The sequence below is a fragment of the Streptomyces sp. NPDC007189 genome, from assembly GCF_040703635.1.
GTDB lineage: Bacteria > Actinomycetota > Actinomycetes > Streptomycetales > Streptomycetaceae > Streptomyces.
The window spans coordinates 311,960-333,332 of the sequence record NZ_JBEYEY010000005.1 but is presented as its reverse complement, the minus strand read 5'-3'; the positions used below and the strand labels follow the sequence as shown (position 1 = coordinate 333,332).

The following is a 21,373-nucleotide window of genomic DNA, read 5'->3' as shown; positions in this document are numbered from 1 at the left end:
CTTCACTGCGACAGGCGGTCCAGGATCAGCGGGCCCAGGTCGGTGACGTCGCCCGCGCCCATGGTGAGAACGAGATCACCGGGCTTCGCCATTCCCGCGACCACGGCGGGGATCTCCGCCTTGTCGTGCACGGCGGTGACGTCGGCGCCGGCCGCGCGCGCGGCCTCGATGATCAGCTCGCTGGTGACGCCCGGGATCGGGTCCTCGCGGGCCGGGTAGATGTCGAGGACCACGGAGGCGTCGGCGAGGGCCAGGGCCTGGCCCATCTCCTTGCCCAGTTCCTGGGTGCGGGAGAACAGGTGCGGCTGGAAGACGACGAGGATGCGCGCGTCGCCGGCGGCGGCCCGCATGGCCTCCAGGTCGGCGGTCATCTCGGTGGGGTGGTGGGCGTAGGAGTCGATCACCTGCACTCCGGCGGCCTCGCCCTTGGGCTGCAGGCGCCGCTTGACGCCGGTGTACGCGGCGAGCGCGGGCGCCAGTCCGGCGGCCGGGATGCCGAGGGCGGCCCCGGCGGTGAGCGCGGCGACGGCGTTGAGGGCGTAGTGCCGGCCGGGCACGGAGACCGTGAAGGTCAGCTCCTGGCCGTCCAGCACGACGGTGACCCGGCTCTTCAGCCCCTGCGGAACGATCGACGTCACGCGTACGTCGGCGTCCTCGGCCTCGCCGTACGTCACCGTCTTCACGGATCCCGCGAGCCGGCGGGTCAGCTCGCGCGCGCCCTCGTGGTCGGCGGAGACGACCAGCGTGCCGCCGGGGACGATCTTCCCGGCGAAGGTCTCGAAGGACTCGTAGATCTCGTCCATCGAGGCGTAGTTGGCGTGGTGGTCCAGCTCGACGTTGAGGACGATGGCGACCTCGGGCGCGTACGTGTGGAAGCTGCGGTCGGACTCGTCGGCCTCCGCGACGAAGACGTCGCCGTCGCCGTGCAGCGCGTTGGAGCCGGGCGCGTCGAGGTCGCCGCCGATGGCGTACGACGGCTTCAGGCCCAGCTCGCCGAGGGACACGGCCAGCATCGAAGTGGTCGTGGTCTTGCCGTGGGTGCCGGCCACGGCGATCGGGCGCAGCCCCTCCATCAGCGCGGCGAGCGCGTCGGAACGGTGCACCACGGGGATGCCCAGCTCGGCGGCGCGGGCCAGCTCGGGGTTGTCCTTGCGGATCGCGGAGGAGACGACGACACAGCTCGCGTCGTCGGCGAGGTGCTCCGCCGCGTGCCCGATGTGCACGGTGACGCCGAGCGCCCGCAGGGCCTGGGCGGTCGCCGACTCCTTGGCGTCGCTGCCGGCGACCTTCGCCCCGCGCTGGGCGAGGATCTTGGCGATGCCCGACATCCCGGCGCCGCCGATGCCGATGAAGTGCGGTCGGTCCATGGCGGTAGGAAGGCCGGGTGCCATGTGGTTCTCCCCAAGATTCCGGTACGAGGCTGAGCGGGCCCTAGCCTATGCCGATCCCGTGTCCGTCTTTGACGGCCGAGGTCACTGCGCCTTGCTGTGCGAGAACAGCTTGAGCACCGGCACCCCCACCTTGTGCCGGGCGCGGGACGCCCAGTCGCGGTGGAAGAACTCCTCCACGTAGTGGGGGTCGGTGAGCACGATCACCTCGTCCGCCTTCACCTCCGCGACCAGGGACTTCAGCGCGTCCAGCGGATGGTCCTCGATCAGCCGGCCCTCCGCGTCGTTCCCCGAGGCGCGCAGCGCCTGCACGGACACCTCCAGGGCCTGCTGTCCGACGCTCTTCGCCTCTTCCCCCTCGGGGGTCTCGTGTTCGCGGACCGCCTCGTCGAGTTCACCGAGCGCGATGTCGTCGATGGCCCGCAGCAGGCGGTCCGCCTGGTCTCCGCGCGGCTGGAGGAGCACGTGGAACGCGACCGGCTCGTCTCCGTGCAAGGTGGTGACGAACTCCACGTCGGCGGACGTCAAAGCCTTCTCGATCATCAGAACGCTTGTGAACACCAAACGCCTCTTCTCCTCCGTGGGCCCTGACAAGGCCCCTGCGGAAACCATCCTGCCCCGTGATCGCACGGGTTGTGCCGGTACTCAGTCTGCCCTCCGGAAGCTAAACGGAACGACAGATTCCGCTGATTTCAGGATCGGCGGTACCGGCCGAACAGAAATCCGGAGTCTTCCAGCAGGGACACGAGTGCGAACCGGTGCGGCACCGCCACCGCCGGTCCCCCGGCGATGCGCTGGGCGTCGCCCGCGGTGAGCATGGGCGACAGGGTCAGGCACAGCTCGTCCAGCACCTCGGCGGCGACCAGCTGGCCGAGCAGCCGGGGGCCGCCCTCGGTGAGCAGCCGGGTGTGGCCGAGTCCGGCCAGGGCGCGCACCGCCCGCACGGGGTCGACGCCCAGGCCCTCGCCGGCGGTCACCACCGTGGCGCCGGCCTTCTCGGCGGCGGCGACGCGGGCGGGGGCGGCCCCGGCTCCGGTCAGGATCAGCGTGGGCACCAGGGGCGAGGTGAACAGGGGGAGCGAGAAGTCCAGGTCCAGGCTCGCGCTGACCACCGCGATCGCCGGCGCCGGGCCCTGTCCGGCGGCCTTGCGGGCCCCGGCGAACTCGGCACGCGCGCGTGCGGGGCGGTACCCCTCCTGCCGTACCGTTTCCGCACCCACCACGATGACGTCCGCGAGCGCCCGCAGCGTGCCGAAGATCCGCATGTCGGCGGCGCTGGAGATGGGCTGGGAGCGCCCGTCGTGCTGGGCGGCGCCGTCGAGCGTGGAGACCATGTTGGCCCGCAGCCAGGGCCGCGCGGGGCCCGGCGCGGGCTCCGGGTAGGCGTAGGCGTCGGCCAGCTCGGCGAGGCTCCACTCGCGGTCGACATGGGCGTCATGGCCGACGTGGCCGGCAGCACCACCGGGCACACGGGCCCCAGCGCTCACGCCGACGCCCCTCGCCCCCTCCTGCTCGATGGCCCCGCCGGAGGGCTGGGCTGCTGTTTCGTCGGTCACAGGGAACAGGCGTCGCATGTCGTGCAGTGTGACACGGCGCTTAGCATGGATAACCGTGTCGTCCTCCACCACCGCCTCCGGTTCCAGCCCTCTGACCCACGCGGGCCCGCTGTCCCTGTGCGCCCGCGAGCCGCACGTGCCCGCGGACCGGCTGGTCGCCGAGATGGTGCCGCCGCCGCGCTTCGACTCGGTCCGCTTCTCGACGTACATACCGGACCCGGACCAGCCCAGCCAGCGCGAGGCCGTGCAGGTCCTCGAGGGCTTCGCGGCCGGGCTCGGCGGGGCGCACGCCTCGGGCGCCGGCCGGCGCGGTTTCTTCGGCTTCGGGCGGGCCAAGGCGCCCAAGGCCCCGGCCGGCCCGCGCGGGGTCTACCTGGACGGCGGCTACGGCGTCGGCAAGACCCACCTGCTCGCCTCCCTGTGGCACGCCACCCCCGCCGAGCCCGCGCTCAAGGCGTTCGGCACCTTCGTGGAGCTGACGAACCTGGTCGGCGCCCTCGGCTTCCAGCAGACCGTGCAGACCCTCTCCGGGCACCGCCTGCTGTGCATCGACGAGTTCGAGCTGGACGACCCGGGCGACACGGTGCTGGTGTCGACCCTGCTCGGCAAGCTGGTCGAGGCGGGCGTGGGGCTCGCCGCCACCTCCAACACGCTGCCCGGCAAGCTGGGCGAGGGCCGGTTCGCCGCCGCCGACTTCCTGCGCGAGATCCAGGGCCTCTCGGCCCACTTCCGCACCCTGCGCATCGACGGCGAGGACTACCGCCACCGGGGCCTGCCCGAGGCGCCGAAGCCGTTCACCGACGAAGAGGTGACGAAGGCGGCGTACGCCACCGAGGGCGCCTCGCTCGACGACTTCACGCAGCTGCTGGAGCACCTGGCCAAGGTGCACCCGAGCCGGTACGGCGCGCTGACCGACGGGGTGAAGGCGGTCTGCCTCACCGGCGTGCGGCCGGTGCCGGACCAGTCGACGGCGCTGCGGCTCGTGGTGCTCGCGGACCGGCTGTACGACCGCGAGGTCCCGGTGCTGGCCTCGGGGCTGCCGTTCGACCGGCTGTTCAGCGAGGAGATGCTGAACGGCGGCTACCGCAAGAAGTACTTCCGCGCGATCTCCCGGCTCACCGCGCTGGCCCGCGACGCGAAGGGGCTCGTCGGCTCCTAGCGACGGGACGACTCGCGGTCAAGAGTCGGATCACGCCACCGGACCAGCACTTTTCACGCTCTCTCGCGCGCGTAACGCGCAGTTAACCCTGCACAGGACTTTGCAGGGTTAATGTGTTTCTTGACCATCCATTGACCAAGCCTTGGTCCATGCAAGAGGCGTGCGGTGTGCGAAGGGGGGCGCATGTTCCGAGGTACGACGGCCCGGACGGTGCTCGCCGCCCTTGCCGCCACCCTGCTCGTCCTGCTGTTCTCCGCGCCCGCCGACACCTTCACACCCGCGCACACGCTCAGTGAGGCAGCGGCCGGGGCCGAGAGCGGAACCACGTCCTGCGCCCAGCCGGAGCGCGAGGAGACGGACGTGGTCCGCAGGTCCGCCTCCCGACGCGCGGAGGAGCACCCCCTCATAGCCGGCCGGGCCGCCGGTGCCGACGCACCGGGCGCGCCCGGCGCCGCAGCGCAGAGCGCCCCCGGATCCTCCAGAGCCCACGCCCCGGCAGCTCTCCAGGTCTTCCGCTGCTGACGGGTATCCCGCTCTCCCCCCACGACCGTGTTCGAGTCCGACGCGCCCGCGCAGGCGCGCCAGGAGGAACCCGCCCATGCAGCCCCTCATCGACCACGCCCGCACCTTCGGACAGCGCCCTGAGGAGTTCGCCAGGCTCGCCGAAGGCCAGTCCCCCCAGGTGCTGTTCATCACCTGCTCCGATTCCCGGGTCGTCCCGGCCCTGATCACGGGCGCCCGCCCCGGCCAGCTCTTCGAGCTGCGCACCGCGGGCAACATCGTCCCGCCCCACACCTCGCGGCACCCCACCAGCGAGGCCGCCACCATCGAGTACGCGGTGGAGGTGCTCGGCGTCCGCGACATCGTCGTCTGCGGCCACTCGCACTGCGGCGCCGTCGGCGCGCTGGTGCGCGGCGACGACCTGACCGCCGTACCCGCCGTGCGCGACTGGCTCGCGCACGCCACCCCGCGCCCGGACGGCCGGGCCGAGGATCCCGAGGTCGCCGAGGGCGTCCAGGCGCACGTGCTGACCCAGCTGCTGCGGCTGCGCTCGTACCCCTGCGTCGAGCGGAAGCTGACGGCGGGTCACCTCACCTTGCACGCCTGGTACTACGAGGTGCACACCGGCGCCGTACGGGCGCACCGTCCGCAGACCGACACCTTCGAGTCCCTGTGAGCGCGCCGATGACCAGCAAGAAGCTCATAACCCGATTCCCTCATCTGCGGCAGGACTTCGCCGCCTCCCTCGTCGTCTTCCTGGTCGCCCTTCCGCTGTGCGTGGGCGTGGCCGTCGCCTCCGGGGTCCCGGCCGAACTCGGCCTGGTCACCGGCATCGTGGGCGGCATCGTCACCGGGCTGATGCGCGGCAGCAGTCTGCAGGTGTCGGGGCCGGCGGCCGGCCTGACCGTGCTCGTCTTCGAGGCGGTGAAGGAGTTCGGGCTGCCGGCGCTCGGCGTGATCGTGCTCGCCACCGGACTCCTCCAGGTGGGCATGGGCCTGCTCCGGCTGGGCCGGTACTTCCGCGCCATCTCGGTCTCCGTCGTCGAGGGCATGCTGGCCGGAATCGGACTGGTGCTCATCGCCGGGCAGTTGTACCCGGCGCTGGCGGCCAAGGCGCCCGACTCCGGCGTGGAGAAGATCGCCGGGCTGCCCGGGGCGTTCCTGGACGCCCTCGGCGACGGCACGGCCATGGCCTCGCTCGCGGTGTGCGCGGGCACGGTCGCGGTGCTGGTGCTGTGGCGGCACGCCCCGGCGAGGGTGCGGACGCTGCCCGGCCCGCTGGCCGCGGTCGGTCTCGCCACGCTCGCGGTGGCCGCGCTGGGCCTGCCGGTGGCCACGGTGGAGGTGCGGGGACTGCTGGGCTCGGTCCAGCCCCCGCCGCCGAGCGCGTTCGGGGAACTCGCGGACGCCGGGCTGCTCGGCACCGTCGTCGCCTTCACGCTGATCGCGTCCGCCGAGTCGCTGTTCAGCGCGGCGGCGGTGGACCGGCTGCACTCCGGGCCGCGCACCCGGTACGACACGGAGCTGGTGGCCCAGGGCGCCGGCAACACGGTGTGCGGGCTGCTCGGCGCGCTGCCGATGACCGCGGTGATCGTGCGCAGCGCGGCCAACGTCCAGGCGGGCGCCCGTACGAAGGCCTCCCGGGTCCTGCACGGCGTGTGGCTGCTGCTGTTCGCCGCGCTGCTGCCGGGCGTGCTCGCCTGGATCCCGGTCCCGGCCCTCGCGGGGGTCCTGATCCACGCGGGCGCCAAGCTGGTGCCGGTCCGGGCGCTGGCCGTGCTGTGGCGCGAGCACCGGGGCGAGGCGGTGATCCTGGCCGTGACGGCGGCGTCGATCGTCGCCGTCAGCATGTTCGAGGGCGTGCTGATCGGGCTGGCGCTGGCGGTGGTCAAGGCGGCCTGGCAGGCCTCGCACGTCAGGCTGGATGTCGTCGACAAGGGAGCGGGGCCGGTCGACGCGTATCTCTCGGGCAACGCGACGTTTCTGCGGCTGCCGATGATTCTGGACAGCCTGGAGGCGCTGCCGCAGGACCGTCCCGTCCGGCTCGACCTCTCCGGGCTGCACCATCTGGACCACGCCTGCCGGACGGCACTGGAGAACTGGGCCGAGCGGCATGCGGTGGGGACGGAACCGGTGGAGATGACGGCGCCGGTGGGATAGGGCCGGGGGGGCTGAGGGTGCCGGTGGGTGAGGTCGCCTGAGGTGGCCGTACCAGGGGGCGGGTCCGCCCCCTGGTACCCCCGGCCTCGCCCACCCACCGCCCGACTCGGCGGGCTGAAAAGTCGCCCGTTCCCGGTGGCATGGCCCCGTTGGGCGGCGGGGGCATATCGTTGCAGAGACAGACGCATCGGACCTCTGTGCGAGGAGGTCGTCATGGTCGAGGATCTGCTGGGTGCGATCATCGGGGCGGGCTGCGCCGGCCTGGTGTACCTGGCGATGGCGGCGCGCGTGGTCAAGCAGTACGAACGGGGCGTGCTGTTCCGGCTCGGGCGCGTCGCGGGTGACGTACGAACGCCGGGCTTCAACCTGATCATCCCCTTCGTGGACCGGCTGCAGAAGATCAACCTGCAGATCGTGACGATGCCGATCCCCGCCCAGGAGGGGATCACCCGCGACAACGTCACCGTCCGCGTGGACGCGGTCGTCTACTTCCGGGTGGTCGACGCGGTGAGCGCGCTGGTGAAGGTGGAGGACTACAAGTTCGCGGTGTCGCAGATGGCGCAGACGTCCCTCAGGTCGATCATCGGCAAGAGCGACCTGGACGATCTGCTCTCCAACCGGGAGAAGCTCAACCAGGGGCTCGAGCTGATGATCGACAGCCCGGCCGTCGGCTGGGGCGTCCAGGTCGACCGGGTCGAGATCAAGGACGTGTCCCTGCCGGACACGATGAAGCGGTCCATGGCCCGCCAGGCCGAGGCGGACCGGGAGCGCCGGGCCCGGATCATCAACGCCGACGCCGAGTACCAGGCCTCCAAGAAGCTGGCCCAGGCCGCGCAGCAGATGGCCGACACGCCCGCCGCCCTCCAACTGCGGCTGCTGCAGACGGTGATGGCGGTCTCCGCCGAGAAGAACTCCACGCTGGTCCTGCCGATCCCGGTGGAGCTGCTGCACTTCCTGGAGCGGGGCAACCAGCCGGCCGCGCCGGGCGGGGACGGGGAACACCGCCTGGAGCGAGGCAGCGGGCAGGCCACGCCGGGCGGCGGCGACACCGAGCGCCTCCTGGACACAGGCACCCCGCAGACCACGCCGGACAGCGGCATTGAGCCCTCCCCGGAGACGGACGACGCCCAGCCGGCCGCGCCGGTCGGTGACCGGGAGCCGCCCTCCGGATAACGTTCCGGGCATGCGCAGGAGCTGGGTGACCGCCGTGGCCGCGACGGCCCTCGTGGCGGGCTGCGGCGACGGCGGCGCACCGTCCGCCACGCCCTCCGCCGCGCCCTCCCCCACCGGCACGGCCCGGCTGACCGTGACGAGTACGGCGTACGCCGACGGCGCCACCGTCCCGCGCCGGTACACCTGCGACGGCGCCGACGTCTCGCCTCCGCTCGCCGTCACCGGCGTACCCGCGCGGACGGCCTCGCTGGCGCTGGTCCTGCGGGACGCCGACGCCGCGCACGGCACGTTCGCGCACTGGCTGGTCTGGAACATCGGCCCGCACACCACGCGGCTGTCCGCCGGGGAGCGTCCGCAGAGGGCGGCCGAGGGACGCAACGGCTTCGGCAAGACCGGGTACGGCGGCCCCTGCCCGCCGCGCGGCGACCGGCCGCACCACTACGTCCTCACCGTGTACGCCGTCGACCGCCGGGTGCCGCTCGCCGCGGGGGCCACGGGCAGCGATCTGCTGCGGGCGCTTTCCGGGCACACGCTTGCCATGGGCGTTCTCACGGGCCGGTACGGCCGCGGATAGTGCCGCGAGGGCCCGCCGGGCGTCCGGCGTACACCGACCGAGGAAAGGGGCGGCCATGGCGAAGAAGAGCGGACGGAAGGGTCATCAGGACCTCCGCGACGCGCTGCGTCTGCCACCCGGCGAGCCGGTCGACCTGGCCGCGTTCGACACCCGTGCCACGCCCTGCGCGCCCGGCGGCAAGCGGGGCGGCCGGGCCGACAGCGCGCGGATGGGCAAGCGGCTGGCCCGGCTGCAGGAGCGGTTGTGGGCGGCGGCCACGGCGGGCGACCGGCGGCGGGTGCTGCTCGTGCTGCAGGGCATGGACACCAGCGGCAAGGGCGGCACGGTCAAGCACGTCATCGGGCACCTCAACCCCTCCGGCTGCCGTATCCACGCCTTCAAGGCGCCCACCGAGGAGGAGCGGCGGCACGACTTCCTGTGGCGGGTGCGCCCGGCGCTGCCCCGGCCGGGCGAGATCGGCATCTTCGACCGCTCGTACTACGAGGACGTGCTCATCGCCCGCGTCCGGCATCTCGCCCGGCCCGCCGAGATCGGCAGCCGCTACGGCCTCGTCAACGACTTCGAGCGGTCCCTCGCCGAGGACGGCGTCACCCTGGTCAAGTGCTTTCTGCACGTGTCCCGCGAGGAGCAGCGGCGCCGGCTGCTGCGCCGTCTGGACCGCCCGGACAAGCACTGGAAGTTCGACCCCGGCGACATCGACGAGCGCGCCCTGTGGCCCGCGTACCAGGAGGCGTACCAGCTCGCCCTGGAGCGCTGCGCGGCGCCGTACGCGCCCTGGTACGTGATCCCGGCGGACCGCAAGTGGTACCGGAACTGGGCGATCAGCCGCCTGCTGCTGGAGCACCTTCAGGAGCTGGACCCGCAGTACCCGAAGGCGGACTTCGACGTGGCCGAGTGCCGGGAGCGGCTGCTGACGGGCCCCTGAGCCGCTGCCGTGCAGCAGCGCGGCAGGAAAACCGCGTGCCCGGCCGCGGCCCGTGTTGCTAGCATCCGACGCATGATCACGCCTTGGTCTCAGCACCGGATGATGCCCCCTCGACGGGGCTGCTGAGCATGGACGCGTGACGCATCCGAGGCCCCGGGACGGGGCCTCGACGTGGTGTGCGCAGCGGCCCTCGTCTCCTGACACCGGAAGGTGTGCGATGACCGCATCCCGCCACTACATCACCACGACGATCCCGTACGTCAACGCCCGCCCGCACCTGGGCTTCGCGCTGGAGCTGGTCCAGGCGGACACGCTGGCCCGCCACCACCGGCATCGCGGCGACCGGGTGCGGCTGCTGAGCGGCACCGACGACAACTCCCTGAAGAACGTGCTGGCCGCCGAGGCCGAGGGCGTCGACGTCCGCACCCTCGTCGACCGCAACGCCGAGGCGTTCGCCGCCCTGCGCGAACCGCTGGCGCTGTCGCTGGACGACTTCATCCGCACCAGCCGCGACCCGCGCCACCGCGTCGGCGTGGAGCGCCTGTGGCGGCGGTGCGCGGCCGCCGGTGACCTGTACCGCAAGCACTACGAAGGCCTGTACTGCGTCGGCTGCGAGCAGTTCTACACCGAGGCCGAACTGGTCGACGGGCGCTGCGCCGAGCACGGCACCGAACCGCAGCGCGTGGCGGAGGAGAACTGGTTCTTCCGGCTGTCCCGGTACGCCGGCCGGCTGCGCGAGCTGATCACCGGCGGCGCCCTGCGCATCGAGCCCGCCGCCCGCCGCAACGAGGTCCTCGCCCTGATCGCCGGGGGCCTGCACGACTTCTCCGTCTCCCGCTCGCACACCCGCGCCCGCGGCTGGGGCATCCCGGTGCCCGGCGACCCCACCCAGGTCGTCTACGTGTGGTGGGACGCGCTCGGCAACTACGTCACCAGCCTCGGCTACGGCACCGACGACCCCGCGTACGAGACGTGGTGGGCGACCGGCGAGCGCCGCACCCACCTGGTCGGCAAGGGCGTGGTGCGCTTCCACGCCGTGTACTGGCCGGCGATGCTGCTGTCGGCGGGGCTGCCGCTGCCCACCGACATCCTCGTCCACGACTACCTCACGGTCGGCGGGCGCAAGATCAGCAAGTCCGGTGGGACGACGGTCGATCCGGTGGGCCTGGCCGAGACGTACGGCACCGACGCGGTGCGCTGGTGGCTGCTGCGCGAGGTGCCCCGGGTCGGGGACGCCGACTTCACGCCGGACCGGCTGATCGCCCGTACCGACGCGGACTTCGCGGGCGGTCTGGGCAATCTCGTGCACCGCGTCGTGACGATGGTCCACCGCTACCGGGGCGGTGCGGTGCCCGCGCTCGGCGGGGACCGGTTCCCGGTGGCCGGACTGCTGGACGTGTGCGAGCGGGTTCCGGCCCGCGTCGACGCGGCGCTGGCCGGCTTCGACTTCCGCCGTGCCACGGGCGCCGCCTGGGACGTCGTGGAGGAGGCCAACCGCTGTATCGACGCCACCCGGCCCTGGGAGCTGGCCCGCGCGGAGCGGCACGGCAACGCCGGGGCGGCCGAACGCCTCGACGCGGTGCTCGCCGCCCTGGTCACGGCGTGCCGCGTCCTGGCGAAGGAGCTGCGGCCCTTCATCCCGGCCGCCGCGACCCGGATCGCGGAGCAGGTGACCCCCGTGGACGGCACTCTGCCACCGGCGACACCGCTGTTCCGCCGCCTCCAGGAGCCGACGCGGGACGCCTGACCTCCGCGGGAAGGACCACGTGAGCCGCTGGACCACCGGGGGTTCCCCGCACCGAACGCCGCCGAACGGTGCCGGCCGGGACGCCGAAAGCGAATGCTGAACGGCCCGCGGTCGGGGTACCCGGCGGTCATGCACACGCAGCGGAACGTCACCGGCTCGTACTGGCTCCGCACCGCGCCGGGGCCCGACCGTCCCGCGCTGAGCGAGGACATCGACGTCGACGTGGCCGTCGTCGGCGCGGGCATCGCCGGGCTCAGCACCGCGTACGAACTGGCCCGTGCCGGGCTGGGGGTGGCGGTGCTGGAGGCCGGGCGGGTGGCGGCCGGGGTCACCGGATACACCACGGCCAAGCTGACCGCCCAGCACACGCTCGTCTACGACCGGCTGCGGCGCACCCGCGGTCCCGAGGGCGCGCGGCTGTACGCCCGCTCGCAGTCGGAGGCGATCGAGCACGCGGCGGCGCTGGTCGACGAGCTGGGCATCGACTGCGAGTGGGAGACACGGGACGCGTACACGTATGTACGGGGCCGGGCGCGCGCCGACGAGCTGCGGGCGGAGGCGGAGGCGGCCCGCAATGCGGGGCTGCCGGCCTCGTTCACGACGGAGACCGGGCTGCCGTTCCCGGTGGCGGGCGCGGTGCGGGTGACCGGGCAGGCGCAGTTCCACCCGGTCAGGTACCTGCGGGCGATCACCGACGACCTCGTCGCGCGGGGCGGCCGGGTGTACGAGGGGACGCGCGTCGTCGGGCTGCAGGAGGGCGGGGAGCCGTGCCGGCTGACGACCGAGTCGGGGCACACGGTCACCGCGCGGGACGTCGTGATCGCCACCCACTACCCGGTGTTCGACCGGGCACTGCTGTTCGCCCGGCTCTCCCCGCGCCGCGAACTCGTCGTCGCGGGCCCGCTGAACGACGCGCCGGACCCGGAGGGCATGTACATCACGCCCGAGGAGAACACCCGCTCGGTGCGCACGGCGCCGTACGGTGCGGACGGGCAGCGGCTGCTCGTCGTCACCGGCGAGCACTTCACGCCCGGCACCGGGGACGTGGGGGCCGGCTTCGACACCCTCGCGCGCTGGGCCGAGGAGCACTTCCCGGGCATGAGCCCGGACCAGGCCTGGGCAACGCAGGACAACGACGCCACCGACACCGTGCCGTTGGTCGGCCCCTTCCACCCGGCGGCCAGGCACACCTATGTCGCCACCGGTTTCGGCGGCTGGGGGCTGAGCGGCGGGATCATGGCCGGGCTGCTGCTGACCTCGCTGATCACCGGGCGGGACTGCCCCTGGCGCGAACTGTACGACCCGCGGCGGCTGAAGTCGGTGGTGCGCGAGGCGCCGTCGCTGCTGAAGACACAGGCGGAGGTGGCCCGGCACCTGGTCGGCGACCGGCTGAAACCGCCGGGCTCGGTGGACGACCTGGAGCCCGGCGACGGGACGGTGGTCCGGGTGGACGGCAGGCGGATCGCGGTGCACCGGGACGACGAGGGAAACCTGCACGCGGTGTCGGCCCGCTGCACGCATCTGGGCTGCCTGGTCTCCTTCAACCGGGCCGAACGCGCCTGGGAGTGCCCCTGCCACGGCTCCCGCTTCGCCGTCGACGGCACCGTCATCCAGGGCCCGGCGGTCCGTCCGCTGGAACCGCGGGACCTGTGAGGGTCCAGCGAGACCGGCAGGCACCGCCGGCCGCCCTACGCTGGAGACATGAGCGACGAGGACTACTGCACGGTCGTCCGGGCGGCGAAACCGCCGAAGGCCGAGGGGCCGCCCTACGCCGACTGCGTGCTGTGCCGGGAGCCGACGGAGTACCCGGAGTCGTACAAGGGCATCACGCTGTGCCCGCGGTGCGAATGGCAGGAGGCGCAGCGCACGGCCTGCTCAGGGTGACCGGCGGGCGGTGAGCGCGCCGGCCGCGGCGAAGGCCACGGCCGTGAACAGCACCGCTCCGGCCAGCGGCAGCAGCGGCACCGGCGCCCGGCCGCTCTGCGAACCGGTGACCAGACCGCTGACAGCGGCCTGCGCCGGGGACCCGGTGAGCACCACGGCCAGCAGCGCGCCCAGCAGCATCGCGGGCACGGCGCGGCCGGTGGAGCGCAGCAGCGGCCGGTTGGTGAGCGCGCCGACGGCCGCGCCGAGCAGCGCGCAGGTGAGCGTGGCCGGCAGTCCGGCAGCGGCGGCCCGCGGCAGCGGCACCCGGACCTGGTGGCCGTTGCTCGCCGGGTCGCTGATCAGCGTCACCACCACGGTCGCCAGCAGCCCGAGCGCCACCGCCGCGAGCAGCGCCGTCAGCAGGCAGGCGAGGTGCGCGCGGGCGGGGCCGCGGGCGGCGGCGGCACAGGCGCGGGCGGCGTCCGGCTCGCCGGTGACGCAGATCCGCGCCAGCCAGGCGGCCACCGGCAGCAGACCGGCGGCCGTGTAGCCGAGCGAGTCGAGGACGGGCTGGCCGCTCTGCACGCCGACGGCGAGGAACGCGGCGTACAGGATGACGGGCGGCAGCCAGCGCTGGGAGCGCACCAGCAGGTCGGCCTGGTAGCGCAGAAGTGCGGTCATGGGCGGCTTCCGGGGTCGGAGGGCGGGGCGACGCTCACGACGTGCCAGGGCGGGCGGGCCGTGAGCAGGGCGCGCAGGACGACGTCGGAGTGGGAGGCGGGGACGGCCAGGCGGTACAGGCCGGGAGCGGTCTCCTCGGCGGAGACGGCGGTCCGGGCCGCGTCGGGCGGCAGCTGCCCGCCGGCCGGCCCGCGCACGGAGACGACGGCGGTCGGCCCGGACGTTGAACTCCCGTCGTCCGTACGGCGCTTGAGGGCGCCGTCGAGCACGGTGTACGTCGCGTCCGGCGCCCCGGCCAGCCGGCGCGGGTCGTGGTCCACGAACACCACGGCGCCCCCCGGCGGCGGTCCGCTCGGCCACCGCCCGCTCCAGCTCGGCCCGCGCATCCGCGTCCAGGCCGGTCCAGGCCTCGTCCAGCACCAGCAGCTCCGGTTCGCCGAGCAGGGCCTGGGCGACGGCGACCTTCTGGCTGCCGCCCTTGGACAGCCGGGCCATGGGCGTGCCGGCGTGGGCGCCCGCGCCGAAGCGCTCCAGCCAGGCTTTCGCGGCGTGGGCGGCGGATCTGCGGCCGAGTCCGTGAACGGTGCCGAGGTGGGTGAGATAGCCGAGGGCGGTGAAGGGAAGCGCCGAGGGGAAACGCTCCGGTACGTACGCCGTGCGCGGGCGGCCCGTGATCCGGCCCTCCGTCGGCGCGTCCAGGCGGGCCAGGAGGCGCAGCAGGGTCGACTTCCCGGTGCCGTTCGCTCCTTCTATACGGGTGAGGGTGCCGGGGCTGAGAGTGAGGTCGACGCCCCGTAACACCCAGGGGCCGCGCAGGCCGTAACGGCGGCCCACGCCTGCCAGCCGTAGATCGCGTTGCATGGGAGCATTGTGGCCGCTCACGCCCACCGGGCGGCGCCGTGGACCGCCGCCGGCCCCCTTAAGGTTGACTGCTGTGAGCCAGGTTTCAGCGTCCCCCGGAGACAGTCCCGTCCAGGCCGAGCGCACCCCGCGCGACGAGGCGCCCCAGTTCGTGCTGCCCCTCGTCGTGCGGATCGAGCGCGCCGCGCCGCCCGCGCGCACCGACGCGCTGGAGACGGCCGCACGGGCGGTGCTCGTGCTGCTCGGGGACGAGCGGGCGCACGGGGACGGCGAGTGGGCCGAGGCGGTGCGCGACTGGGAGGACGCGCGGATCCGCAAGGTCGTCCGGCGGGCCCGTGGCGCCGAGTGGCGACGGGCCGAGGAGCTGCCCGGGATCACGGTGACCGGCAAGTCCGCGCAGGTACGGGTCTTTCCGCCGATCCCGCTCGACGGCTGGCCCAAGGACCTGGCGAAGCTCCAGGTGTCCGGCACCGAGCTGGACGACCCGGAGCCGCCCGTCGCCGCCGACCCGGCCCAGCCCGTGCTGTGGCTGAACCCCGAGCTGGAGATGTCCGCGGGCAAGGCGATGGCGCAGGCCGGGCACGGCGCCCAGCTGGCCTGGTGGGCGCTGTCCGACGCGGAGCGCGCCGCCTGGCGGGACGCCGGTTACGCGCTGGCCGTCCGCACGGCCGACCCCGCCGACTGGCCCCGGCTGACGGGCAGCGGCCTGCCGGTCGTCCGGGACGCGGGCTTCACGGAGATCGCACCGGGCAGCTGCACGGTGGTCGCCGACCACCCGGCGCTGCGCTAGGCGCCGGGCGCGCCCCGCGTGACGGCCGGCGTGGCACCGGGCCGGGGCCGAAGCTCAAATGTTGCTCTGAACACGGCCTGGACGCGATTCGCGGCCGGCCGCCGGGGCCATACCCCCGTCATTCGGCGGAGAGATCCGCGAAGGAGGGGTGGGACCATGCGGCGACTGGGCACGGGGATCGGCTGGCGGCCGGAGATCGCGGACGCCGTGGAGCGGCTGCCGGGCATCGACTGGGTGGAGGTCGTGGCCGAGAACGTCTGCCCCGGCCACCTGCCGGAGTCGCTGCTGCGGCTGCGCGAGCGCGGGGTGACCGTGGTCCCGCACGGCGTCTCCCTCGGCCTGGGCGGCGCCGACCGCCCCGACGAGGCCCGGCTCACGGCGCTGGCGGAGCGGGCCGAGGCGCTCGGCTCCCCGCTGGTCACCGAGCACATCGCGTTCGTCCGCGCGGGCGGCCCGCTGACCGCCTCCCCGCGCCTGGAGGCCGGGCATCTGCTGCCGGTGCCGCGCACGCGGGACGCCCTGGACGTGCTCTGCGAGAACGTGCGCATCGCGCAGGACGCGCTGCCCGTGCCGCTGGCCGTGGAGAACATCGCCGCGCTGTTCTCCTGGCCGGGCGAGGAGCTGACCGAGGGGCAGTTCCTGTCCGAACTGGTCGAGCGCACCGGCGTACGCCTGCTGATCGACGTGGCCAACCTGCACACCAACCACGTCAACCGCGGCGAGGACCCGGCCGAGGCGCTGGCCGCGCTGCCCGTGGAGGCGATCGCCTACGTCCATGTCGCGGGCGGCTTCGAACGCGACGGCGTCTGGCACGACAGCCACGCCCACCCCGTGCCGCGCCCGGTGTACGACATCCTGACCGACCTCGCCGCCCGCACCGCCCCGCCCGGAGTCCTCCTGGAACGGGACGAGAACTTCCCCGAACCGGCCGAGCTGGAGCGGGAGTTGACGTCGATCCGGGACGCGGTGCGGGCGGGACGCGAGCGGGCCGGCGCGGACCCGGCGCCGCTTGCCGCGCAAGGCTCGGCGGGCGGCGGGGACGCCACCGTCGCGCCCCCCGCGAGGCCCGGCGCCCGGGAGCGGCTCGCCGTCTCCCAGGCCGCCGTGCTGTCCTCGCTGGTCGCCGGGACGCCGGTGCCCGAGGGCTTCGACCGGGTGCGGATGGGGGTGCAGGCGCGGGCCCTCGCCTCCAAGCGGGCGGACGTGGTGGCGAAGGTGGCGCCCGAACTGCCGGTCATCCTCGGCGAGGGATACCGGGCGGCGTTCCTGGACTACGCCCGGACACGCCCGATGACAGCAGGCTACCGCCGCGACGCCCTCGACTTCGCCGCCCACCTGCTCGACGCCGGCGGCCCGGACAACCCCGCGTCCCGCCGCCGGCTCCGGGAATGGTGGCTGGACCGCTCGGGCCCGGCCCCGCGATCCGGTGGGCGGGTAGCGCGGACGGCGCGGAAGGTACTGCTGCGGGGGGTGTGAGCGGGCTGCCCGGGGTGGGGCCCGGCGACTGCCCGCAGGCTACGACGGCGACAAGCGCCCTGAGGGGCGCGGGGCTGTGTCGATATGCGGCTCCGCCGCGCGGGCGCGACCAGCCACCACGCACCCGCACCCGCCGACGCGTCAGTCAGCCCCCGGCGCGCAGGCGCACGCCGCCCACGCCCGCGGCAGCGGACCAGCAGCGGCCCGCGCCCGAGTAATATGCCGCCCGCACCCACCCCCCATGCACATCCGCGTGCGGTGCGCTGACAGGAGGCGTCATGCGACCCCGGCCCCCGATCAAGGGCAGAGGCATATTCAGCGGCACAGGCCTCGTCATCGCGGCCCTCGCCGCGACCGCGACGGCGCTGCTGTACCCGCTGTGGTCGTACGCCGACCGCCCGAGCCCGGCGGCCGGCGCCACCGTGCTGAGCACGCAGACCGTCACCACCCCGTACGGCCCCCTGTCGGCGCAGGACCGGGACTTCATCACCGGCGTCCGGCTGGCGGGCCTGTGGGAGCTGACCGCCGGCGAGCTGGCGGAGCGCAAGGGCACCACGGCGGCCGTGCGCACGGCGGGCCGGCACCTGGTCGACGGGCACACCTCGCTGGACGGCCATCTGCGCACCGTCGCCGGCCAGCTCGGCGTGCCGCTGCCCAACGAGCCGAACGCCCAGCAGAAGCAGTGGCTGGACACGCTGCGCTCGGCGCCGGGCCAGGACTTCGACCGCCGGTTCGCCGGTCTCGTCCGGCTCGCCCAGGGCCGGATGTACGCGCAGGTCGCCCAGGTCCGGGCCGGCACCCAGAACTCCCTGGTCCGCGATCTCGCCGACGACGCGAACGCGACCACCCTGGATCACATCAAGGTGCTGGAGGCGACGGGATACGTCGACTTCGCCGCACTGGCCCAGGAGCTGGCCGCCTCCCCCACCCCCGTGCCGACCCCGCGGGCCGTCGACCCCTCTGCCGCCGTGCCGGTCGCCCCGTCGCCGGACGAGTCGTACTCCATGCCGCCCGCCACCACCAGCCCGCCGCCGGGGACCAGCGGCTCCTGACGGCCGGGACCCGGGCGCCGAACGGAACGTCACAGACCTGTGACGCTGTGTCCGGATGATGAACAGGGCATGGCGCCCACCCGGGCCTCTGGCATAGAAACACGTCATGTTCTGGGTCCTTCTCCTGCTTCTGGCCTGGGGTTTCGCCGGTACGGCGTGCACCCGGCTGTGCCTGGCGGCCGTCCGCGCCGCAGCCCTGGACGCGGATGCCGCGGCAGTGGACCACGAGCGTGAACTGACGCTGTACGAGGCGGCCTTCCTCTCCGGCGGCCCGGTACGGGTCGCCGATGTGACGATGGTCTCCATGGCCCGCCAGCGCCGGCTGCTGCTCGCGCACACCGGCTGGGCCACGGTCGTGGACCCGCTGGGGCGGGACGAGATCGAGCAGTCGGTCATAGGGGCCATCGGCCCGGAGGGGCAGTCGCGCATCGCGCCCGCGCGGGCCCGGGCGGCCGGCGCCGAGGCCGTACGGCGGCTCGCCGACCGGCTGGTGCGGGCCGGGCTCGCCGTCCCCGAGGGCGCCGGGACGACCGTGGGCGCCGCGGTGCGCCACGTGCGCGCCGCCGCGCCGGCCGTGGCCGCGCTGGGGGCGACCGCGCTGCTGCTGCCGGTCGGGACCGGGACGCCGCGGCTGCTGGTCGGCCTGTGGTTCGCCCTGCCGCTCGCGCTGTCCCTGAGCTGCCTGGCCATCGCCCGCTTCGAGGCGCACCCGTACACGCGCTGGGCCTCCCCGGCCGGACAGCGGCTGCTGGGCGCGCTGGTGCGCCGGCCGGCCGGTGACGAGCGGTCGTTCCTCACCTCGGTCGCCGTGCGCGGGATCCGGGCGATCGGTGAGCCGCGGCTGCGCGCCGCCCTCACCCACCGCGACCAGCCGTGGCGGGAGTGACGGCGTCCGTGCGGCCGTCGGGGGGCGCATAGGGGGCATTGCGGCCGACACCGGCCGGGTGGTGCTTGCCTTCACCGGGGGGCGAACGAAACATCCCTTCTGTTGACGCCGGGGCGTGGCAGCCGTGCCATCGCCGTCGCCGTACCGAAGGGAAACGCGATGAGAGCTGCCGCCCTGTACTCGGCCGCCGGGTCCTTGCTCCTGACGACGCTGGCCGCCGCCCCGGCAAACGGCGCGGGCGGGGCGGCCGCCGTCCCCGGCGCGGCCGAGCTGCGCGGCACCGAGGTGGCCGTGGCCCGGGCCCAGGCAGCCGGCATCGACTTCGGCGCGTGCTCCCCCGCCGACGTGCCCGAGGCGCCGAAGGGCCTGCGCTGCGGCACGGTGACCGTCCCCCTCGACTACGCCCACCCGGACGGCAGGCAGATCCGGCTGACGGTCAGCCGGATGCCCGCGACGCAGAAGGACCCGCGCAACAGCAAGCGGAAGGTCCCCCGGCAGGGCGCCCTCGTCTACAACCCTGGCGGACCCGGCGCGTCCAGCATGTACTTCCCGCTGATCGGCGCGGTCCCCCAGTGGCAGCGGATCGCGGCCGCCTACGACCTGGTCGGCTACGCGCCGCGCGGCGTGGGCCGTTCCGCGCCGCTGTCCTGCGAGGACCCGAAGCGCTTCCTCAAGGCGCCCACCGCCGCGCCGGCGCACCCGTCGGAGGCGTACAAGCGGCAGCGCATCGCGCAGGCCAGGGCGTACGCGCGGGGCTGCGCCAAGCGCTCCGGGAGCGGGCTGCGCTTCTACACCTCGCTGAACAACGCCCGGGACCTGGACGTGCTGCGGGCCGCGCTGGGCGAGGACCGGCTCACCTTCGTGGGGGCGTCGTACGGCACCTACTTCGGCGCGCTGTACGCGGCGATGTTCCCCACGCACGTACGGCGCATGGTGCTGGACTCGGCGGTCAACCCCGACCCGGCGAGGATCTGGTACCAGGACAACCTCGACCAGTCGGCCGCGTTCGAGGAGCGCTGGGCGGACTTCCGGGACTGGATCGCCCGCCACGACGACGTCTACAAGCTCGGCGACACCGCCGCCAAGGTGCAGCGCAGCTACGACACCGCCGCCGGCCGGCTGGCCCGGAAGGCGGCCGGCGGGAAGGTCGGCCCCGGCCAGCTGCAGAACGCGTTCCTGACGGCCGGGTACTACGACGACTTCTGGCCGGGCCGGGCCGCGGCCCTGTCGGCCTATCTGCACGGCGATCCAAAGCCGCTGGTCCGGCTGGCCGCGCCGGACGCGCAGACGGCCGCGGAGGCGGAGAACGGCAACGCCGTCTACACGGCGGTGGAGTGCAACGACGCGCCCTGGCCGACGGACTGGAAGGTGTGGGACCGGGACAACACCCGGCTCGCCCGGGTGGCGCCGTTCGAGACCTGGGACAACGCGTGGATGAACCTGCCGTGCGCCTACTGGCCGGAGCCCCGGCAGCAGCCGCTCGACGTGCGCACCGCGCCGGGTGAGCTGCCGCCGGTGCTGATCCTGGCGGCCGAGCGGGACGCGGCGGCGCCGTACCCGGGCGCGCTGGAGATGAACCGGCGGCTGGGCGGTTCGGTGCTGGTGACCGAGCGGGACGCGGGCACGCACGGCATCGCGGGCGGCCCCAACCGCTGCGTCAACGGCCACTTCGAGGCGTACCTGCTGGACGGGCGGATCCCGGGGCGACACGCGGCCTGCGCGCCGCACCGGCTGCCTCCGGCGGACGGGCCGGCGAAAGCGAAGGAGTCCCGGCGGAGCGCGGTGAGCAGTGGGCGGCGCTAGGGGCCTGCGGCCCCTTTCGGGGCGCCGCCCCTGAAAGGACCGTCAGGCCAGCCCGGCCACCAGGTCGCCGATGTCCTTGCGGCGGCCCGTGAAGAACGGGATCTCCTCGCGGACGTGCATCCGGGCCTCGGAGCCGCGCAGGTGACGCATGAGGTCGACGATGCGGTACAGCTCGTCGGCCTCGAACGCCAGGATCCACTCGTAGTCGCCGAGGGAGAAGGACGCGACCGTGTTGGCGCGCACGTCCGGGTAGCCGCGGGCCATCTTGCCGTGGTCGGCGAGCATGCGGCGGCGGTCCTCGTCGGGCAGCAGGTACCAGTCGTAGGAGCGCACGAACGGGTAGACGCTGACGTAGTTGCGGGGCGTCTCGTCGGCGAGGAACGCCGGGATGTGCGCGCGGTTGAACTCGGCCGGGCGGTGCAGCGCCATGTTGGACCACACCGGGGTGAGCGCTCGGCCCAGCTTGGTGCGGCGGAAGAGGTTGTACGCCTCCTGGAGCTGGTCGCTGGTCTCGGCGTGCCACCAGATCATCAGGTCGGCGTCGGCGCGCAGGCCGGAGACGTCGTAGGTGCCGCGGACGGTCACGTCCTTGGCGGCCAGCTGGTCGAACAGCTGCTGGACCTCGTCGGCGTAACCCGCGCGGTCCTCCGGCAGCACGTCCTTCAGCCTGAAGACCGACCACAAGGTGTAGCGGATGACCTCGTTGAGGTCCTTGGCCAGCTTGCCCTTGTTCGGAATCCTGCCGGTCTCGATGATGGGGGCGTCGTCACTCATG

The 21,373-nt window shown here is 74.0% G+C and carries 20 protein-coding genes and 1 pseudogene; 15 read left to right on the top strand and 6 right to left on the bottom strand.

Translation table 11 applies throughout. The annotated features are described in order from the left end of the window. Positions 1-2: 2 nt before the first annotated feature. From murC to AB0950_RS13415, 3 genes are all read right to left on the bottom strand, one after another. Entirely contained in the window at positions 3-1,391 is a 1,389-nt protein-coding gene (gene murC / locus AB0950_RS13425; RefSeq protein WP_366778540.1) for a UDP-N-acetylmuramate--L-alanine ligase, read from the bottom strand. Between the two features lie 81 nt (positions 1,392-1,472). Continuing rightward, complete coding sequence (locus tag AB0950_RS13420; protein ID WP_360147742.1) at positions 1,473-1,931, bottom strand: indole-3-glycerol phosphate synthase; 459 nt, start codon at positions 1,929-1,931, stop codon at positions 1,473-1,475. 149 nt (positions 1,932-2,080) lie between these two features. Beyond that, positions 2,081-2,962 carry a pyrimidine reductase family protein gene (locus AB0950_RS13415; RefSeq protein ID WP_366778539.1) on the bottom strand — a complete coding sequence of 294 codons (882 nt, stop codon included), beginning with the start codon at positions 2,960-2,962 and terminating at the stop codon, positions 2,081-2,083. 37 nt (positions 2,963-2,999) lie between these two features. On the opposite strand from AB0950_RS13415, the gene zapE reads away from it, so the two are divergent. From zapE to AB0950_RS13365, 10 genes are all read left to right on the top strand, one after another. Then, a complete protein-coding gene (zapE, locus tag AB0950_RS13410; RefSeq protein WP_360147748.1) occupies positions 3,000-4,103 on the top strand; it encodes a cell division protein ZapE in 1,104 nt (367 codons plus the stop codon). Positions 4,104-4,286: 183 nt separating this feature from the next. Continuing rightward, positions 4,287-4,625 (top strand): hypothetical protein, encoded by a 339-nt coding sequence (locus AB0950_RS13405; protein ID WP_366778538.1) that lies wholly within the window; start codon positions 4,287-4,289, stop codon positions 4,623-4,625. A 76-nt stretch (positions 4,626-4,701) separates the two neighbouring features. Further along, positions 4,702-5,280 carry a carbonic anhydrase gene (locus AB0950_RS13400; protein WP_366778537.1) on the top strand — a complete coding sequence of 193 codons (579 nt, stop codon included), beginning with the start codon at positions 4,702-4,704 and terminating at the stop codon, positions 5,278-5,280. Positions 5,281-5,288: 8 nt separating this feature from the next. Beyond that, positions 5,289-6,764: a SulP family inorganic anion transporter gene (locus AB0950_RS13395; protein WP_366778535.1), complete on the top strand. Its 1,476-nt coding sequence runs from the start codon at positions 5,289-5,291 to the stop codon at positions 6,762-6,764. Positions 6,765-6,977: 213 nt separating this feature from the next. Further along, positions 6,978-7,937: a slipin family protein gene (locus tag AB0950_RS13390; protein ID WP_360147760.1), complete on the top strand. Its 960-nt coding sequence runs from the start codon at positions 6,978-6,980 to the stop codon at positions 7,935-7,937. Positions 7,938-7,947: 10 nt separating this feature from the next. Beyond that, positions 7,948-8,511 carry a YbhB/YbcL family Raf kinase inhibitor-like protein gene (locus AB0950_RS13385; protein WP_360570451.1) on the top strand — a complete coding sequence of 188 codons (564 nt, stop codon included), beginning with the start codon at positions 7,948-7,950 and terminating at the stop codon, positions 8,509-8,511. Positions 8,512-8,566: 55 nt separating this feature from the next. Continuing rightward, entirely contained in the window at positions 8,567-9,436 is an 870-nt protein-coding gene (locus AB0950_RS13380) for a PPK2 family polyphosphate kinase (protein ID WP_360570449.1), read from the top strand. Between the two features lie 217 nt (positions 9,437-9,653). Then, complete coding sequence (metG, locus tag AB0950_RS13375) at positions 9,654-11,183, top strand: methionine--tRNA ligase (RefSeq protein ID WP_366778534.1); 1,530 nt, start codon at positions 9,654-9,656, stop codon at positions 11,181-11,183. Positions 11,184-11,312: 129 nt separating this feature from the next. Beyond that, positions 11,313-12,836 (top strand): FAD-dependent oxidoreductase, encoded by a 1,524-nt coding sequence (locus AB0950_RS13370; RefSeq protein WP_360147771.1) that lies wholly within the window; start codon positions 11,313-11,315, stop codon positions 12,834-12,836. A 48-nt stretch (positions 12,837-12,884) separates the two neighbouring features. Further along, positions 12,885-13,067, top strand: coding sequence for a hypothetical protein (locus AB0950_RS13365; RefSeq protein WP_360147774.1), 183 nt, complete (start codon positions 12,885-12,887; stop codon positions 13,065-13,067). On the opposite strand, the gene AB0950_RS13360 is transcribed toward AB0950_RS13365, so the two are convergent. Both AB0950_RS13360 and AB0950_RS13355 read right to left on the bottom strand, forming a co-directional pair. Further along, positions 13,059-13,730, bottom strand: coding sequence for an ABC transporter (locus AB0950_RS13360; RefSeq protein WP_366778533.1), 672 nt, complete (start codon positions 13,728-13,730; stop codon positions 13,059-13,061). The two genes, AB0950_RS13365 and AB0950_RS13360, sit on opposite strands and share 9 nt — an antisense overlap. Continuing rightward, a pseudogene (locus tag AB0950_RS13355) lies at positions 13,727-14,591 on the bottom strand (ATP-binding cassette domain-containing protein). Before AB0950_RS13355 ends, AB0950_RS13360 begins: the two are co-directional and overlap by 4 nt. A 73-nt stretch (positions 14,592-14,664) precedes the next feature. Here AB0950_RS13355 and AB0950_RS13350 point away from each other — a divergent pair. The 5 genes from AB0950_RS13350 to AB0950_RS13330 all read left to right on the top strand — a co-directional run bounded on the left by AB0950_RS13350 (position 14,665) and on the right by AB0950_RS13330 (position 20,598). Continuing rightward, entirely contained in the window at positions 14,665-15,381 is a 717-nt protein-coding gene (locus AB0950_RS13350; RefSeq protein WP_360147783.1) for a peptidyl-tRNA hydrolase, read from the top strand. Positions 15,382-15,537: 156 nt separating this feature from the next. Then, on the top strand, positions 15,538-16,857 hold the full coding sequence (locus AB0950_RS13345) for a DUF692 domain-containing protein (protein ID WP_366778532.1): 1,320 nt from the start codon (positions 15,538-15,540) through the stop codon (positions 16,855-16,857). A gap of 278 nt (positions 16,858-17,135) precedes the next feature. After that, complete coding sequence (locus AB0950_RS13340) at positions 17,136-17,909, top strand: DUF4142 domain-containing protein (RefSeq protein WP_360147789.1); 774 nt, start codon at positions 17,136-17,138, stop codon at positions 17,907-17,909. A gap of 106 nt (positions 17,910-18,015) precedes the next feature. Then, positions 18,016-18,795 carry a TIGR04222 domain-containing membrane protein gene (locus tag AB0950_RS13335; RefSeq protein WP_360147793.1) on the top strand — a complete coding sequence of 260 codons (780 nt, stop codon included), beginning with the start codon at positions 18,016-18,018 and terminating at the stop codon, positions 18,793-18,795. Between the two features lie 159 nt (positions 18,796-18,954). Continuing rightward, positions 18,955-20,598, top strand: coding sequence for an alpha/beta hydrolase (locus AB0950_RS13330; protein ID WP_366778531.1), 1,644 nt, complete (start codon positions 18,955-18,957; stop codon positions 20,596-20,598). A 42-nt stretch (positions 20,599-20,640) separates the two neighbouring features. On the opposite strand, the gene hemQ is transcribed toward AB0950_RS13330, so the two are convergent. Further along, complete coding sequence (gene hemQ, locus AB0950_RS13325) at positions 20,641-21,372, bottom strand: hydrogen peroxide-dependent heme synthase (protein WP_360147799.1); 732 nt, start codon at positions 21,370-21,372, stop codon at positions 20,641-20,643. Position 21,373: the final 1 nt, after the last annotated feature.